Source organism: Streptomyces ochraceiscleroticus (genome assembly GCF_000720485.1).
GTDB classification, from domain to species: Bacteria; Actinomycetota; Actinomycetes; order Streptomycetales; family Streptomycetaceae; genus Streptomyces; species Streptomyces ochraceiscleroticus.
Map to the genome: position 1 here is coordinate 133,551 of NZ_JOAX01000006.1, position 13,352 is coordinate 146,902.

13 protein-coding genes are annotated in these 13,352 nt (G+C 71.6%); 6 read left to right on the forward strand and 7 right to left on the reverse strand.

Features of this window, described 5'->3' with window-relative positions; translation table 11 throughout:
* The first annotated feature begins 15 nt into the window (after positions 1-15).
* From IG84_RS0110465 to IG84_RS0110485, 5 genes are all read left to right on the forward strand, one after another.
* Positions 16-1,887, forward strand: a complete 1,872-nt coding sequence (locus IG84_RS0110465; RefSeq protein ID WP_051861587.1) for a peroxidase family protein — start codon at positions 16-18, stop codon at positions 1,885-1,887.
* A gap of 32 nt (positions 1,888-1,919) precedes the next feature.
* Positions 1,920-2,900: a patatin-like phospholipase family protein gene (locus IG84_RS0110470; RefSeq protein WP_037799848.1), complete on the forward strand. Its 981-nt coding sequence runs from the start codon at positions 1,920-1,922 to the stop codon at positions 2,898-2,900.
* Positions 2,901-2,946: 46 nt separating this feature from the next.
* Positions 2,947-3,408, forward strand: coding sequence for a universal stress protein (locus tag IG84_RS0110475; protein ID WP_031054227.1), 462 nt, complete (start codon positions 2,947-2,949; stop codon positions 3,406-3,408).
* Positions 3,409-3,509: 101 nt separating this feature from the next.
* Positions 3,510-3,725 carry a dodecin gene (locus IG84_RS0110480; RefSeq protein ID WP_031054228.1) on the forward strand — a complete coding sequence of 72 codons (216 nt, stop codon included), beginning with the start codon at positions 3,510-3,512 and terminating at the stop codon, positions 3,723-3,725.
* Between the two features lie 95 nt (positions 3,726-3,820).
* Complete coding sequence (locus IG84_RS0110485) at positions 3,821-5,272, forward strand: amino acid permease (RefSeq protein WP_031054230.1); 1,452 nt, start codon at positions 3,821-3,823, stop codon at positions 5,270-5,272.
* 88 nt (positions 5,273-5,360) lie between these two features.
* Here IG84_RS0110485 and IG84_RS0110490 read toward each other — a convergent pair whose 3' ends face one another.
* From IG84_RS0110490 to IG84_RS0110515, 6 genes are all read right to left on the reverse strand, one after another.
* Positions 5,361-5,576 carry an EF-hand domain-containing protein gene (locus IG84_RS0110490; RefSeq protein ID WP_031054233.1) on the reverse strand — a complete coding sequence of 72 codons (216 nt, stop codon included), beginning with the start codon at positions 5,574-5,576 and terminating at the stop codon, positions 5,361-5,363.
* 84 nt (positions 5,577-5,660) lie between these two features.
* Positions 5,661-8,144 carry an excinuclease ABC subunit UvrA gene (gene uvrA, locus IG84_RS0110495; RefSeq protein ID WP_107053852.1) on the reverse strand — a complete coding sequence of 828 codons (2,484 nt, stop codon included), beginning with the start codon at positions 8,142-8,144 and terminating at the stop codon, positions 5,661-5,663.
* A 61-nt stretch (positions 8,145-8,205) separates the two neighbouring features.
* On the reverse strand, positions 8,206-9,444 hold the full coding sequence (locus tag IG84_RS0110500) for an NAD(P)/FAD-dependent oxidoreductase (RefSeq protein WP_031054237.1): 1,239 nt from the start codon (positions 9,442-9,444) through the stop codon (positions 8,206-8,208).
* A complete protein-coding gene (locus IG84_RS0110505; RefSeq protein WP_031054240.1) occupies positions 9,441-9,635 on the reverse strand; it encodes a ferredoxin in 195 nt (64 codons plus the stop codon). Before IG84_RS0110505 ends, IG84_RS0110500 begins: the two co-directional genes overlap by 4 nt.
* 34 nt (positions 9,636-9,669) lie before the next feature.
* Entirely contained in the window at positions 9,670-10,890 is a 1,221-nt protein-coding gene (locus IG84_RS0110510) for a cytochrome P450 (RefSeq protein ID WP_031054243.1), read from the reverse strand.
* A 200-nt stretch (positions 10,891-11,090) separates the two neighbouring features.
* Complete coding sequence (locus IG84_RS0110515; protein ID WP_031054244.1) at positions 11,091-11,711, reverse strand: TetR/AcrR family transcriptional regulator; 621 nt, start codon at positions 11,709-11,711, stop codon at positions 11,091-11,093.
* Between the two features lie 109 nt (positions 11,712-11,820).
* Between IG84_RS0110515 and IG84_RS0110520 the strand changes: the two genes are divergently transcribed.
* A complete protein-coding gene (locus tag IG84_RS0110520) occupies positions 11,821-12,834 on the forward strand; it encodes an aminoglycoside phosphotransferase family protein (RefSeq protein ID WP_051861588.1) in 1,014 nt (337 codons plus the stop codon).
* A gap of 37 nt (positions 12,835-12,871) precedes the next feature.
* Here IG84_RS0110520 and IG84_RS0110525 read toward each other — a convergent pair whose 3' ends face one another.
* Positions 12,872-13,210 (reverse strand): DUF1330 domain-containing protein, encoded by a 339-nt coding sequence (locus IG84_RS0110525; protein ID WP_031054247.1) that lies wholly within the window; start codon positions 13,208-13,210, stop codon positions 12,872-12,874.
* Positions 13,211-13,352 lie beyond the last annotated feature (142 nt).

Below are 13,352 nucleotides of genomic sequence, written 5' to 3' on the forward strand. Positions count from 1 at the left end.
GAACAGGGGACAATCATGGCCACACAGGACGCGGACACCGGATCGTCGGGCTACCGCTCGACCCTGCCCTGGAAGATCATCACCTGGGCGGCGGAGTACATCGACCGCCGCATCGGCTGGGACCGACTGCCGGTCCCGCTCGGCCTGCTCAATGTGCTCGGCCTGCGGGTCTCGCTGCGCCGGCACAATCTGCAGGACACCTCGCAACTGCCGTCCGTGAACCTCCCCGAGGTGGAACCGCCGACGGAGAGCCACCGGATCAACCGCACCGCCGACGGCTCCTACAACGACCTGAAGAACCCGCGGATGGGCATGGCCGGTTCACGCTTCGGCCGCAACATCCCGCTCCACAAGATCGCCCCGAATACGCCCGAGGACGTCCTCGGCACGCCGGACCCCCGCGAGGTCAGCCGCACCCTGCTGACCCGTACCGAGTTCGTGCCCGCCACCGGAGCCAACTCGCTGCTGGCCGCCTGGCTGCAGTTCATGGTCCGCGACTGGCTCAGCCACGGCAAGAGCCCGACGGAGAACCCGTGGGAGGTCCCGCTGCTCGAGGGCGACACATGGCCCGAGCGGCCCATGTACATCATGCGGACGCCCGACGACCCCACCCGGGACCCGGCCGCGCCGCCCGAGACGCCGATGACCCACGTCAATGAGTTCTCCCACTGGTGGGACGGCTCGCAGATCTACGGCGCCAATGCCGAGCAGCAACGGCACCGCCGCACCGGCGAACTGGGCAAGCTGCACGTCGGCGACGACGAACAGCTCCCGTTCCCGGGCGCGCCGGGCGAGGACCCCGCGCGCGTCCCCGGGTTCTGGCTCGGACTGGCCATGATGCAGACGCTGTTCACACGCGAGCACAACGCGATCTGCGACCACCTCCACACCACGTACCCGGCCTGGGGCGACGAGGAGATCTTCCAGCGCGCGCGGCTGGTCAACGCGGCCCTGCTCGCCAAGATCCACACCGTGGAGTGGACCCCCGCCGTCATCAGCCACCCGACCACGGTCACCGCGCTGCACGCCAACTGGTGGGGCATCGCGGGTGAGCGGGTGAGCAACCTCTTCGGCAGGATCAGTGACAGCGAGATCATCAGCGGCATCCCCGGCAGCGAGACCGACCACTACGGCGTGCCGTACTCCCTGACGGAGGAGTTCGCCGCGGTCTACCGCATGCACCCGCTGATCCGCGACGAATGGCACTTCCGCGCGGCCGCCGACGACGGCACGCTGCGCGAGGCCAACTTCCGGGAGATCTCCGGGCCCGAGGCCCTCAAGGTCCTCGACACCATCCCGATGAGCGACCTCTTCTACAGCTTCGGCACGCTCACGCCGGGGCTGGTGACGCTCCACAACTTCCCGAAGTTCCTGCAGGAGTACGAGCGTCCGGACGGCCATCTGCAGGACCTGGCCGCGACCGACATCCTGCGCAACCGCGAGCTGGGCATTCCGCGCTACAACGAGTTCCGCCGACTGCTGCGGCTGAAGCCGGCGGCGAGCTTCGAGGACCTGACCGACAACAAGATGTGGGCCAGGGAGATCCGCAAGATCTACCGCGACGACATCGAGAAGGTCGACCTGATGGTCGGCATGTACGCCGAACGCCGGCCCGCGGGCTTCGCGTTCAGCGACACCGCCTTCCGGATCTTCATCCTCATGGCCTCGCGGCGGCTCAACAGCGACCGGTTCTTCACCGAGTACTACACCCCGGAGGTGTACTCGAAGGCCGGCATGAAGTGGATCGAGGACAACTCCTTCGGCACCGTACTGCTGCGCCACCACCCCGAGCTGCGCTCCTCGCTGTCCTTGGTGAAGAACCCCTTCGCCACGTGGAACATCACCGAGGGCGGCAAGCGGGCCCACAAGGAAGAGCAGACCACCTGACCCGGCGTGACCGAGAGGAGGCGAGGAGGAGCATGCCGAACAGAGCGGACCTGGTGCTGGAAGGCGGTGGAGTACGCGGCTTCGGCGCCGCGGGCGCGGTGATCCGGCTGCTGGAGGAGGGCTACACGTTCCCCCGGGTCGCCGGCACCTCGGTGGGCGCCATCGTGGCCGCCTTCACGGCCGCCGGGATGAGCGCCGGTCACCTCCGGGACCTCATCGAACGGCTCGACCTCCGCCGCATCCCGGACCGGTACCCGCCGCCCGTCCCCTTCCTGAGCGAGGGCCTGGCCCTGTGGACCCGGCGCGGCGCCTACCGGGGCGACTGGATCCACAACTTCATCGGCGAGGAACTGGCGGCCCTCGGCGTCGAGACGTTCGGGGACCTGCGGCGCGAGGACAGCGGGGCCGACCCGGCCACCTACCCGCAGCAGTCCTACAAGCTGGTGGTGATGGCGACCGATATCACCCACGGCCGCCTGCTGCGCCTGCCGTGGGACTACCACCGGTTCCATCTGCCGCCGGACGAACAGCTCGTGGCCGACGCGGTACGGGCGTCGCTGTCGATCCCGTTCTACTTCCGGCCCCGGACGCTCACCGACCGGGAGACCGGGGAGACGTCCGTGCTCGTCGACGGCGGGGTGCTCTCCAACTTCGCCATCGAGTGCTTCGACCGCACCGACGGGAAGGAGGCGCGCTGGCCGACCTTCGGCGTACGCATCATCCCCGACCTCCCCGAGAGCATCGGACAGCTCTTCCCGGTGCTGTCCCTCGTGATGTCGCCCCCGCTGCGGCTGCTCCAAGAAGTGGTGAGCACCGGGCTGGTGGGCCACGACCAGACCCACCTGGACCGGCCCGGTGTGCGGGACCGGTGCATGACCGTCGACTGTTCGGGGGTGTGCATCACCGACTTCACCCTGGGCAAGGAGGGGCGGAGCGCCCTGCTGGACATGGGCCTGCAGGCCGCCGACGACTTCCTGCTGGAGTGGCGCAAGCGCCATCCCGACGGCCCCTGACAGGGCCGAAGGATCGAACTGGGGCGCGGACGGATACCCTCCACCCGTGGAGGAGAAGACGCCCGCGCCCTTCGAGCGCGGTACGGACGGGCCCAAGGTCATCGTCGTCGGCATCGACGGCACGCAGTCGTCGTGGCGGGCCGCCTCGTACGCCGCCGGGCTGGCCCGCCGCCAGGGCTCGAAGCTGGTCCTGGTGTACGTCCAGCCGGTGCTGCCGGCCGGCGCCGCGCTGGGCGCCCCGGTCACGTACACCACGGACGAAATAGCGGAAGAGCTGATGGCGGAGATCCGCTCCGCGACGGAGCGCCTCGAGGGCATCTACAACCTGCGGTGGGAGTTCCACACCGTGCGCGGCGATCCGTACAACGCGATGCTCCAGATGGCGGACGAACTGAAGGCCGACGCGGTGGTGGTCGGCGCGTCGGAGTCCGCCGGGCACCGGATCATGGGCTCGGTCGCGGTACGGCTGGTCAAGGCGGGCCGCTGGCCGGTGACGGTCGTCCCCTGACCGCTCTCGGGAGGCGGGGTGCGGCGGCCCGGTGCACTGTGTGAGAAGGCCCGCCGCGCCAAGCGACACGCCGAACCGACACGCCGACGAGGGAGTCTGCCGTGACCGACCGGACCTACCGTGTGACCGAGATCGTGGGAACGTCCCACGAAAACGTGGACGCCGCCATCCGCAACGGCGTGCGGCGCGCGTCCCAGACGCTGCGCAACCTGGACTGGTTCGAAGTGACGCAGGTGCGCGGCCACATCGTGGACGGCGAGATCGAGCATTACCAGGTCGGCCTGAAGGTCGGCTTCCGGCTGGAGGACTCCGACTGATTCAGCGGAGCCGCCCGCAGTATGGGGAGTCGCCTTCCGTAAGCGTCCGATAAGGACGATGATGATCCGCCGTCGGACCGACGAGAGGACATCCCATGGGGCTGCGTGCGGGACAGGGCGTACTACGCCGCAAACCGATCGAAATGATCCAGGACACCGAGGGCGGCAAGGGCGAACAGCTCACCCGCTCGCTCGGCCTGTGGCAGCTGACCGCCATCGGTGTCGGCGGCATCATCGGCGCGGGCATCTTCACCCTCGCCGGCACCGTGGCGAACGGCAAGGCCGGTCCCGCGGTGCTGGTGTCGTTCCTCATCGCGGGCGTGGCGAGCGCGGCCGCCGCCTTCTCGTACGCGGAGTTCGCCGGGCTGATCCCGAAGGCGGGCTCCGCCTACACGTACGGGTACGCGGTCCTCGGTGAGCTGGTGGGCTGGTTCATCGGCTGGGACCTGCTGCTGGAGTACACCGCGATCGTCGCCGTCGTGGCGATCGGGATCTCCGGTTACTTCAGCTTCCTGCTGGGCGAGATGGGCGTCGATCTGCCCGCCTGGATGCTGGGGGCCCCGGGCACCGGCGACGGCCACCGCGTCGACCTCTTCGCCGCGGCCCTGTGCCTGCTGATCGCCTACCTCCTCACCCTCGGCATCAAGAACGCCGCGCGCTTCGAGACGATCGTCGTCGGCCTGAAGGTCCTGGTCGTCCTGGTCGTCATCGCCGTCGGCTTCTTCCACATCAACACGGGGAACTACTCGCCGTTCTTCCCCTTCGGGGCCAGCGGCGCGTTCACGGGCGCGGCCACGGTCTTCTTCGCGGTCTTCGGCTACGACGCGATGTCGACCGCGGCCGAGGAGTCCAAGGACGCCCAGCGCCACATGCCCAAGGCGATCCTGTACTCACTCCTGATCTCCATGGTCCTCTACGTCCTGGCCTGCCTGGTCCTGACCGGCATGCAGCACTACACGAAGATCGACCCGGAGAGCGGCTTCTCCACGGCGTTCAAGTCGGTCGGCCTCAGCAGCCTGGCGGACGTGATCGCGGTCGGCGCGATCATCGGCATCCTGACCGTCATGTTCACGTTCATGCTCGGCGTGACCCGCGTCTGGTTCTCCATGAGCCGCGACGGCCTCCTCCCCAAGTGGTTCGCCAAGACCCACCCCACCCGCCACGTCCCGACCCGGGTCACCTGGATCGTGGGCGTGGCCTCGGCCCTGATCGCGGGGTTCCTGCCCATCGCGGAGGCCGCCGAACTGACCAACATCGGCATCCTGCTGGCGTTCGTCGTGGTCTGCATCGCCGTCATCGTGCTCCGCTACAAGCGCCCCGACCTGCCCCGCACGTTCAAGTGCCCGGGCGTCCCGGTCGTTCCGGCCATAGGAGTGGTGTTCTCGATCTGGCTGATCACCTTCCTGGAGTGGCAGACCTGGGTCCGCTTCGCCGTGTGGTTCCTGATCGGCCTGGTCATCTACTTCGCGTACTCCTACCGCCGCTCCGACCTCGGCAGGGCGAACCGCGAGATCTCCGACCTGGAGGACCGCGAAGGGCGGCTCTGAGCGGGCGACAGGGCCCGGCCGAAGCAGAAACGTGCCCGCGCGCCGGAGGCTGTCCGGTGCGCGGGCGCGTTCGGGGGCCGTGTGGTGGTCAGGACTTCTGGAGGGCGGTCCAGAACTCGTCGAAGGACATCAGGCCGTCGCTGTCCGTGTCCTTGGCCTTGATGACGGCCTCGGCGACGGGGCCGGTGACGTAGGCGTCGCCCATCTCGGCCATCGCGTGCTTGAACTCCTCGGCCGTGACCTTGCCGTCGCCGTTCGCGTCGAACCGTGCGAATGTGGCCTTGGCCTGCTCGATGTCTGCCACGGGGTGCCCCCTTCATGCGGTGCTGTTGTGGTGTCGTTCGGGTAACCGACCCGGGTACATTAACCGACCGTCACCAAAGGCCGGTCATGGCCTTCCCCCGTCCTCGCCAAAGTCGGCCAGCGCCCGCGCCAGGTACGGCGCCGTGCGGCTGCCCCGCGCCGCCGCCACCTCGGCCGGCGGGCCGGACGCCACGATCCGGCCGCCGTCCGCGCCGCCGCCCGGCCCCAGGTCGATGACGTGGTCGGCGCCCGCGACCACGCCCATGTCGTGCTCCACGACGACCACCGTGTTCCCGGCGTCCACCAGCCCGTGGAGCTGGCGCAGCAGTACCTCGGTGTCGGCCGGGTGCAGCCCGGTGGTGGGCTCGTCCAGGAGGTACAGGGTGTGGCCGCGGCGGGTGCGCTGCAGTTCCGTGGCGAGCTTGATGCGCTGCGCCTCGCCGCCGGAGAGTTCCGTCGCGGGCTGCCCGAGCCGCAGGTACCCCAGGCCGACGTCCTGGAGTGTGCGCAGGCTGCGGGCGGCGGCGGGGACCTCGGCGAGGAAGTCCGCCGCGACGTCCACGGTCATCTCCAGTACCTCGCCGATGTTCCGGTCCCGGTAGGTGATCTCCAGGGTCTCGGAGTTGTAGCGGGCTCCGTGGCAGGCCGTGCAGGGCGCGTACGTACCGGGCAGGAAGAGCAGTTCGACGGCGACGAAGCCCTCGCCCTGGCAGGTCTCGCAGCGCCCGGCGGCGACGTTGAAGGAGAAGCGGCCCGCCTTGTATCCGCGGGCGCGCGCCTCGTCCGTGTCCGCGAAGACCTTCCGTACGGCGTCGAACAGGCCGGTGTAGGTGGCGAGGTTCGAGCGCGGGGTGCGGCCGATGGGCTTCTGGTCGACGCGGACGAGCCGGTCGACGGCGTCCAGGCCCTCGGCGGCCGCCAGTTCGGCCGTCGGGCGGGTCTCGTCGTCGTCCTCGGGGTCCGGGCCGCCCTGCCGCTCCCGTACGGCGTCCGCGAGTACCTGCGTGACCAGGGTGGACTTGCCCGACCCGGAGACGCCGGTGACGGCCGTGAACACGCCGAGCGGGAACTCCGCGTCCAGCCCCCGGAGATTGTGCAGCCGGATGCCCGACAGGCGCACGGTGCCCGAGGGCTTGCGCGGCTCGCGCGCACCGTCGCCGCCGGGCCCGTCGAAGAGGTAGCGGCGGGTGAGGGACTCCGCCACGTCCGCGAGGCCGTCGACCGGTCCGCTGTGCAGTACGCGTCCGCCGTGCTCCCCGGCGTGCGGCCCGACGTCCACGAGCCAGTCGGCCCGGCGGACGACGTCCATGTCGTGCTCGACGACGAAGAGGGAGTTGCCTGCCTCCTTGAGGCGGGCGAGGACGGTCAGCAGGTTTTCGGTGTCGGCCGGGTGCAGGCCCGCCGACGGCTCGTCCAGGACGTACACCACGCCGAAGAGGCCGGAGCGGAGCTGGGTGGCCAGGCGCAGCCGCTGGAGTTCGCCGGCGGAGAGGGTGGGCGAGGGCCGGTCCATGCTGAGGTAGCCGAGGCCCAGTTCGGTCAGCACCTCGATGCGGGCCACGAGGTCGCGCGCGAGAGTGCCCGCCACGCTCTCCTGGGCCGAACCGTCCGTACCGTCGCTACCGTCCGCGCCCTCGGCCGTCGGTCGCAGCAGCGCGGCGAGCGCCGCCAGCGGCATCCCGGCCAGCGCCGCGATGTCGTGTCCCGCGAACGTGACCGCGAGCGCCTCGGGCCGCAGCCGCCGCCCGTCGCACGCCGGGCACGCCTCGGACACCAGGAACTGTGCGACGCGCTTGCGCTGCGTCTCGCTCTGCGAGTCGGCGAAGGTGTGCAGCACGTAGTGACGGGCGCTCTGGTACTGGCCCTTGTACGGCCGCTGGATGCGTCCCGCCTCGCGTACCGGATGCACGGTGACGACCGGCCGTTCCTCGGTGAAGAGGATCCAGTCGCGGTCCTTCGCCGGCAGGTCGCGCCAGGGGCGGTCGATGTCGTGGCCGAGCGTGGCGACGATGTCGCGGAGGTTCTTGCCGAGCCAGGCGCCGGGCCAGGCGGCGATGGCGCCGTCGCGGATGGAGAGCGAGGGATCGGGGACGAGGGAGTCCTCGGTGACCCGGTGGACGCGGCCCAGCCCGTGGCACTCGGGGCACGCGCCCGCCGCCGTATTGGGCGAGAAGGCATCGGAGTCGAGGCGTCCGGTGCTGTCCGCCGGGTAGTCGCCCGCGCGCGAGAAGAGCATCCGCAGGCTGTTGGAGAGGGTGGTGACGGTGCCGACGGAGGAGCGGGAGGTGGGGGCCGAGCGGCGCTGCTCCAGGGCGACGGCCGGCGGCAGCCCGCTGATCTCCTCGACCTTGGGCGCGCCGACCTGGTGGATCAGCCGCCGGGCGTAGGGCGCGACCGATTCGAAGTAGCGGCGCTGCGCCTCGGCGTAGAGGGTGCCGAAGGCGAGCGAGGACTTGCCGCTGCCGGAGACGCCGGTGAAGACGCAGAAGGCGTCCCGCGGGATGGCCACGTCGACGGCGCGGAGGTTGTGCTCACGGGCGCCGCGCACCCGTACGTACGAGTCGGTCATGCCCTCCATGATCGGGGACACCGGCCGGCGGGTCGCTCCACGCCGGCCGGCGTCCCCCGTCTCACTCCGCGCCGACGGCCGCGAGCAGGCGCTGGTGCGCCTCCTCCCAGGGGCCGGGCGTGGCGATCACCGCGCGCAGCCCGCGGATCTGCCGGGGCGGCAGTCCGGCGGCGAGCACGCCGGTGGCCTGCCCGTCGCGGCCGTACAGCGCGGCCACCTGCCGCTGCTCCTTGTCCAGCAGCACCGTCTCGGCCCGGTCGGCGCCCGCGAGCACCCCGTACGCCTGGAGCTTCATGCCGTACTGGTCGGACCAGAAGTACGGGACCGGCGTGAACGGGCGGCGCTCGTCCTGCGAGACGCCCAGCTCCACGAGCAGGTTCTTGGCCGCGGCCATGGCCTGCTCGGTGGCGTTCATCCGGTGCTCGATCCGCAGGTGGCGACCGTGGCCCGGGTGGTACCAGCGGGCGACGTCACCGGCGGCGTAGACACCGGGCGCCGCGGCGCAGTACTCGTCGCAGCGCAGCCCGTCGGCGGTGTCCAGCGCCGCGTCGGCACGCAGCCAGTCCACGGCCGGCTCGGAGCCGATCGCGAGCAGGACGGTGTCGGCCTCGAGCGTGCCGCCGTCCGCCAGCCGTACTCCGGTGACGCGCCCGTTCGCCGTCTCCACGCCGTCCAGGCCGCCGGTGAGCTGCCGTACGCCGTGCCGCTCGTGCTCGGCGGCCAGCAGCGCGCCCACGCCGTCGCCGACGAGGCGGCCCATGGGCAGCGGGTCGCGGCCGACGAGCGTGACCTCGTGGCCGAGCTCGCGGGCCACCGCGGCGGCCTCGCAGCCCAGCACGCCGTTGCCGGCGACGACCAGCCGCCGCGGCGCGCCGGACAGCCAGGTCCGCAGCCCGAGCGCGTCGTCGAGCGTGCGCAGCGTGTGGACGCCGTCCAGGCGGGCCAGTCCCGGCAGGGTGCGGGCCCGGACGCCGGTGGCGACGATCACGCCATCGGTGGCCAGCCGGTCCCCGTCGTCCAGGGTCAGCGTGCGCGTCCCGGCGTCCAGCGCGGTGGCCTTGGTACCGAGCCGGACGTCCATGTTCAGCGCGTCGAGCTGTTCGGCCGTGCGCAGTCCCAGCTTGTCAGTCTCCCAGTCGCCGCTCAGCAGTTGCTTGGAGAGCGGCGGCCGGTCGTACGGCAGGTGCGGCTCGTCGCCGACGAGCGTCAGCTCGCCGCTCCAGCCGCCCCGGCGCAGCGCCTCGACGGCGGCGAGACCGGCCGCCGAGGCGCCGACGACGGCGATGCGTCCGACGGTCATGCGTCGACCTGGATGGCCGCGGCGGGGCAGATGGCGGCGGCCTCGTGGACCGCGGCGTGCTGCTCGGCGGGCGGCTGGGCGTCCAGCAGGACGACGATGCCGTCCTCGTCACGCTGGTCGAAGACCTCGGGCGCTACCAGGACGCACTGGCCGGCGGCGCAGCACTTGTCGACGTCGAGGGTGATGTTCATGGCTTCTTGCTCCTGTGGGGTGGTGGGGAGGTGATTACCAGGTGACCGGCAGCTCGTGGCAGCCGTAGATCGCCATGTCCGTGCGGAAGGGGATGTCCTCGATCGGGACGGCGGGCCGCATCGTCGGGAAGCGGCGCAGCAGGGTCCCGAGGACGACCTGCAGCTCGACGCGGGCCAGCGCCTGCCCGAGGCACTGGTGGATGCCGTAGCCGAACGCGACGTGGTGCTGGGCGTTGGGGCGGCAGACGTCGAGCGTGTCGGGGTCCTCGAAGGTCTCCGGGTCGCGGTTGGCGGACGGCACGGCGACCACGACGCCCTCGCCGGCGCGGATGAGCTGCCCGCCGATCTCGATGTCCTCGGTGGCGGCGCGGCGCGGGCCGTTGCGGATGATGCTGTGGAAGCGCAGCAGCTCCTCGACGGCGCCGCGGATCAGCGACGGGTCCTCACGGAGCTGCTGCGCGGTCCCCGGCTCGCCCATCATGCTCAGCGCGGAGAGGCCGATCATGTTGGCGGTGGTCTCGTGCCCGGCGACCAGCAGCAGCGCCGCGAAGCCGATGACGTCGTCGTGAGTGATCTCCCCGGCCTGCTGCTGCTCGACGATGAGGCGGCTGAGGATGTCGTCGCCCGGGTTCGCCTCCTTGGCGGTGACCAGGCAGTCCAGGTACGCGCGCAGCTCCTCGCGGGCGGCGTCGGCCTCCTCGCGGGGGATGGTGCGGGAGAGCAGCTTGCCGGTCAGGCCCTGGAAGACCGCGTGGTCCTCGTACGGGACGCCGAGCAGGACGCTGATGACGAGGGAGGGCACCGGGAGCGCGAGGGCCTCGACGAGGTCGACGGAGTCCGCGCCGTTCAGCTTGGCGGTCTGCATCGCGTCGCAGAGCTCGTCGGTGATCCGCTGGATCTCCGGGCGCAGCGCCTCGACCTTCTTGACCATGAACTCGCGGGTGACCATCCGGCGCAGCCGGGTGTGGTCCGGCGGGTCCATGCGGATGAAGCCGCGGTTCTGCTGGTTGGCGCCGCCGGTCATGCCGCTGAGCGGGTAGCCCGGGGTGGTGGTGTCGGAGCTGAAGCGGGTGTCGCCGAGGATCGCTCGGATGTCCGCGTACCGGGTGACGAGCCAGGCCCAGCTTCCGTCGGGCAGCGAGATCTTCTTGATCGGCTCCTCGATCCGCATCCGGCCGAGCTCAGCGGGCGGGTCGAACGGGCAGCCGGTGGGGGGTTCCACAGGCAGCGGGGCATGGGGGGAAGTGACGGTCATGTCGCTCCTAGAAGGCACGTACCGCAAGGACGTGCGCCGCGGTGGGGCTTCGCCTAACAACCGTAAACTTACATGTGTAATAGGCAGATAAACGAGCCGGGGGTGCCTGGGGAGCGAGATTAGGTGCTAATTACAACTCAAGGCCCCATTGAACGCCTCCGCACCGGGCGGACGTACAGCGGGGGCCGGACGACGCGGGGTCAGCGCTCCAGCAGCAGCTCGAGGATCTCGTCCACGAAGCGGTGCAGGCGTTCGGGGTTCTTCGCCGCGGGCAGGACCTGCCAGAGCATGACCCGGCCGTGCACCGCCGACCACAGGACGTACGGCGCCTCCTCCCGGGAGCCGCGCACCCGCCAGCCCGCCTCCTCGCACGCCGCCAGCGCGTCGTGCAGGCCGCGCACCAGCAGGCCGGCCGGGTGCTGCGCCAGCCGCTCGGGGCCGACCGGGGACTGCCGTGTCTCGTAGAGCAGGCGGTACTTCGCCGGATGATCGACGGCGTACGTGCAGTAGGCGCGCAGCCGGGCACGCAGCCGGGCCACCGGGTCCCCTTCCGGGACCAGCGCGCCGGCCGCCGCCATGTCCTCGACCAGCCGCTCGTAGCTGACCTGCATCGTCGCCCAGACCAGCTCGGTCTTGTCGGCGAAGTGCCGGTAGATGCTGGGCGCCGCGACGCCCGCCTCGCGGGCCACGGCGCGCAGCGACAGCGCGTCCTCGCTGCCGACCTGCTCCAGCAGCCGTTCCGTGGCGCTCAGCAGCTCCTCGCGCAGCCGGTCACCCTGGCCGCGCGGGTTCCTGGGCCGTGCGGCCGGGCTCTCCGTCATGCGCCGTACGCCTCTTTCTCGTCCTGGCGGGCACTCAACAATTTCATACCTCGCCCCGCACCCCACCGCGCGGCCACCGCACGGGCCCGGCAACCGCTACCGTGCGGCCATGCCCCAGCCCCTGGACACGGACGCCGAGGCCGCCCCCTGGCGGCCCGACCTCTTCCCGCCCGGCCTCCCCGTGGCCGGGACCGTGGCCGCGCACGCCTCCGGCCGGGCCTGGCTGGCCCGGCTGCCGCGGCTGGTCCGCGAGACCGCCGAACGGTGGGAGCTGCGCCTGTCGCCCCCGTTCCACGGCGGCAGCTGCTCCTGGGCGGCCCCGGTGCGGCTGCCCGACGGCGGCCCGGCCGTCCTGAAGGTGACCTGGCCGCACCGGGAGGCCGCGGGTGAGGCCGCCGCACTGCGCGCCTGGGGCGGCCACGGCGCGGTCCGGCTGCTCGCCCATGACCCGGCACGGCACGCGCTGCTCCTCGAACGCTGCGTACCGGGCACCACACTGCTCGACGCGGTACCGGAAGCCGGCCGGCACACCGCTCCCCCGGACACCGCCCTCTCCCCCGAAGAGGGGCTCGGCCGCGCCGCCGACGTACTGGACGCCCTGTGGCGCGCGCCCCGGCCCCCGGACGGCGAGCTGGAGAGCGTGGCGGCGGTCTGTGCCGAATGGTCGGACCAGGTGCGCGAACGCGCGGCCCGGCTCCGGCCGCCCTACGACCCCGGCCTGGTGGAACTCGGCGCGTCCCTGCTGCGCGAGCTGCCCGCGACCGCCCGCCGCGAGGTCGTCGTGCACGGCGACTTCAACCCCGGCAACGTGCTGGCCGCCGACGGCCCGCGCGGCTGGCTCGCCATCGACCCGAAGCCGATGACCGGCGACCCGGGATACGATCCCTGGCCCTTGCTGACCCAGCTCGACGACCCCTTCGAGCACGAGTCGCCGGGCGAGGTGCTCCGCTGCCGTCTGCGACTGCTCGCCGACCGGCTGGACGAGCAGCCTGAGCGCATGGCTGCCTGGGGCGTGGCCCGTTCCGTGGAGAGCGCCCTGTACGCCGCCGCGCACGACGATGTACCGGGCGGCGCCGAGGAATTGGCGGAAGCCAGGGTCCTCGCGGAGGTCGCCGGACTGTGAACCGCGTGCCACGCCGGCCGGCGCGCCGGCGCGGGTTCTAGACCGCCGCGCGTCGGGCGGCCGCCGTGTGGGCCGCCTCGTAGCCCGGCGGGACGCCCGGGACCAGGAGGATGTCCGCGTCGAGGTGGCGGGTGCGCAGCGGTATGAGCTCCTGATAGGCGGGCGAGTCGTACCAGGTGCGGGCGCTGTCCAGGTCCGGGAATTCGATGAGGACCAGGTGACCGGGCCAGGTGCCCTCGCGGACCTCAGCCTTGGCGCCGTGCACCAGGAAGCGGCCCCCGAAGGGGTCGAGCGTCTCCTGGATGCGTTCCATGTAGGACAGCACGTCCTCGTGCCGGCTCTCGCCCTTGATGTGACCCACGGCGTACGCGCTCATGACAGTCCCCTCTCCTTGCCCGAATGACCGGATGCCCGGATGCCCGAACGGGTGCCGGCCGCTCCGTGCGGCCCGCGCTGACCCGTACGTTTCCAGGCCCGGGTCAGCGCGTCGATGACCTCGGAGGTCATGGCGGACCTGC

What these genes read in the sequence shown, in the direction of transcription:
- IG84_RS0110465 (WP_051861587.1), top strand. Translation starts at nt 16, where the DNA reads ATGGCCACACAGGACGCGGACACCGGATCGTCGGGCTACCGCTCGACC.
- IG84_RS0110470 (WP_037799848.1), top strand. Translation starts at nt 1,920, where the DNA reads ATGCCGAACAGAGCGGACCTGGTGCTGGAAGGCGGTGGAGTACGCGGC.
- IG84_RS0110485 (WP_031054230.1), top strand. Translation starts at nt 3,821, where the DNA reads ATGGGGCTGCGTGCGGGACAGGGCGTACTACGCCGCAAACCGATCGAA.
- uvrA (WP_107053852.1), bottom strand. Translation starts at nt 8,144, where the DNA reads ATGACCGACTCGTACGTACGGGTGCGCGGCGCCCGTGAGCACAACCTC.
- IG84_RS0110500 (WP_031054237.1), bottom strand. Translation starts at nt 9,444, where the DNA reads ATGACCGTCGGACGCATCGCCGTCGTCGGCGCCTCGGCGGCCGGTCTC.
- IG84_RS0110505 (WP_031054240.1), bottom strand. Translation starts at nt 9,635, where the DNA reads ATGAACATCACCCTCGACGTCGACAAGTGCTGCGCCGCCGGCCAGTGC.
- IG84_RS0110510 (WP_031054243.1), bottom strand. Translation starts at nt 10,890, where the DNA reads ATGACCGTCACTTCCCCCCATGCCCCGCTGCCTGTGGAACCCCCCACC.
- IG84_RS0110515 (WP_031054244.1), bottom strand. Translation starts at nt 11,711, where the DNA reads ATGACGGAGAGCCCGGCCGCACGGCCCAGGAACCCGCGCGGCCAGGGT.
- IG84_RS0110520 (WP_051861588.1), top strand. Translation starts at nt 11,821, where the DNA reads ATGCCCCAGCCCCTGGACACGGACGCCGAGGCCGCCCCCTGGCGGCCC.
- IG84_RS0110525 (WP_031054247.1), bottom strand. Translation starts at nt 13,210, where the DNA reads ATGAGCGCGTACGCCGTGGGTCACATCAAGGGCGAGAGCCGGCACGAG.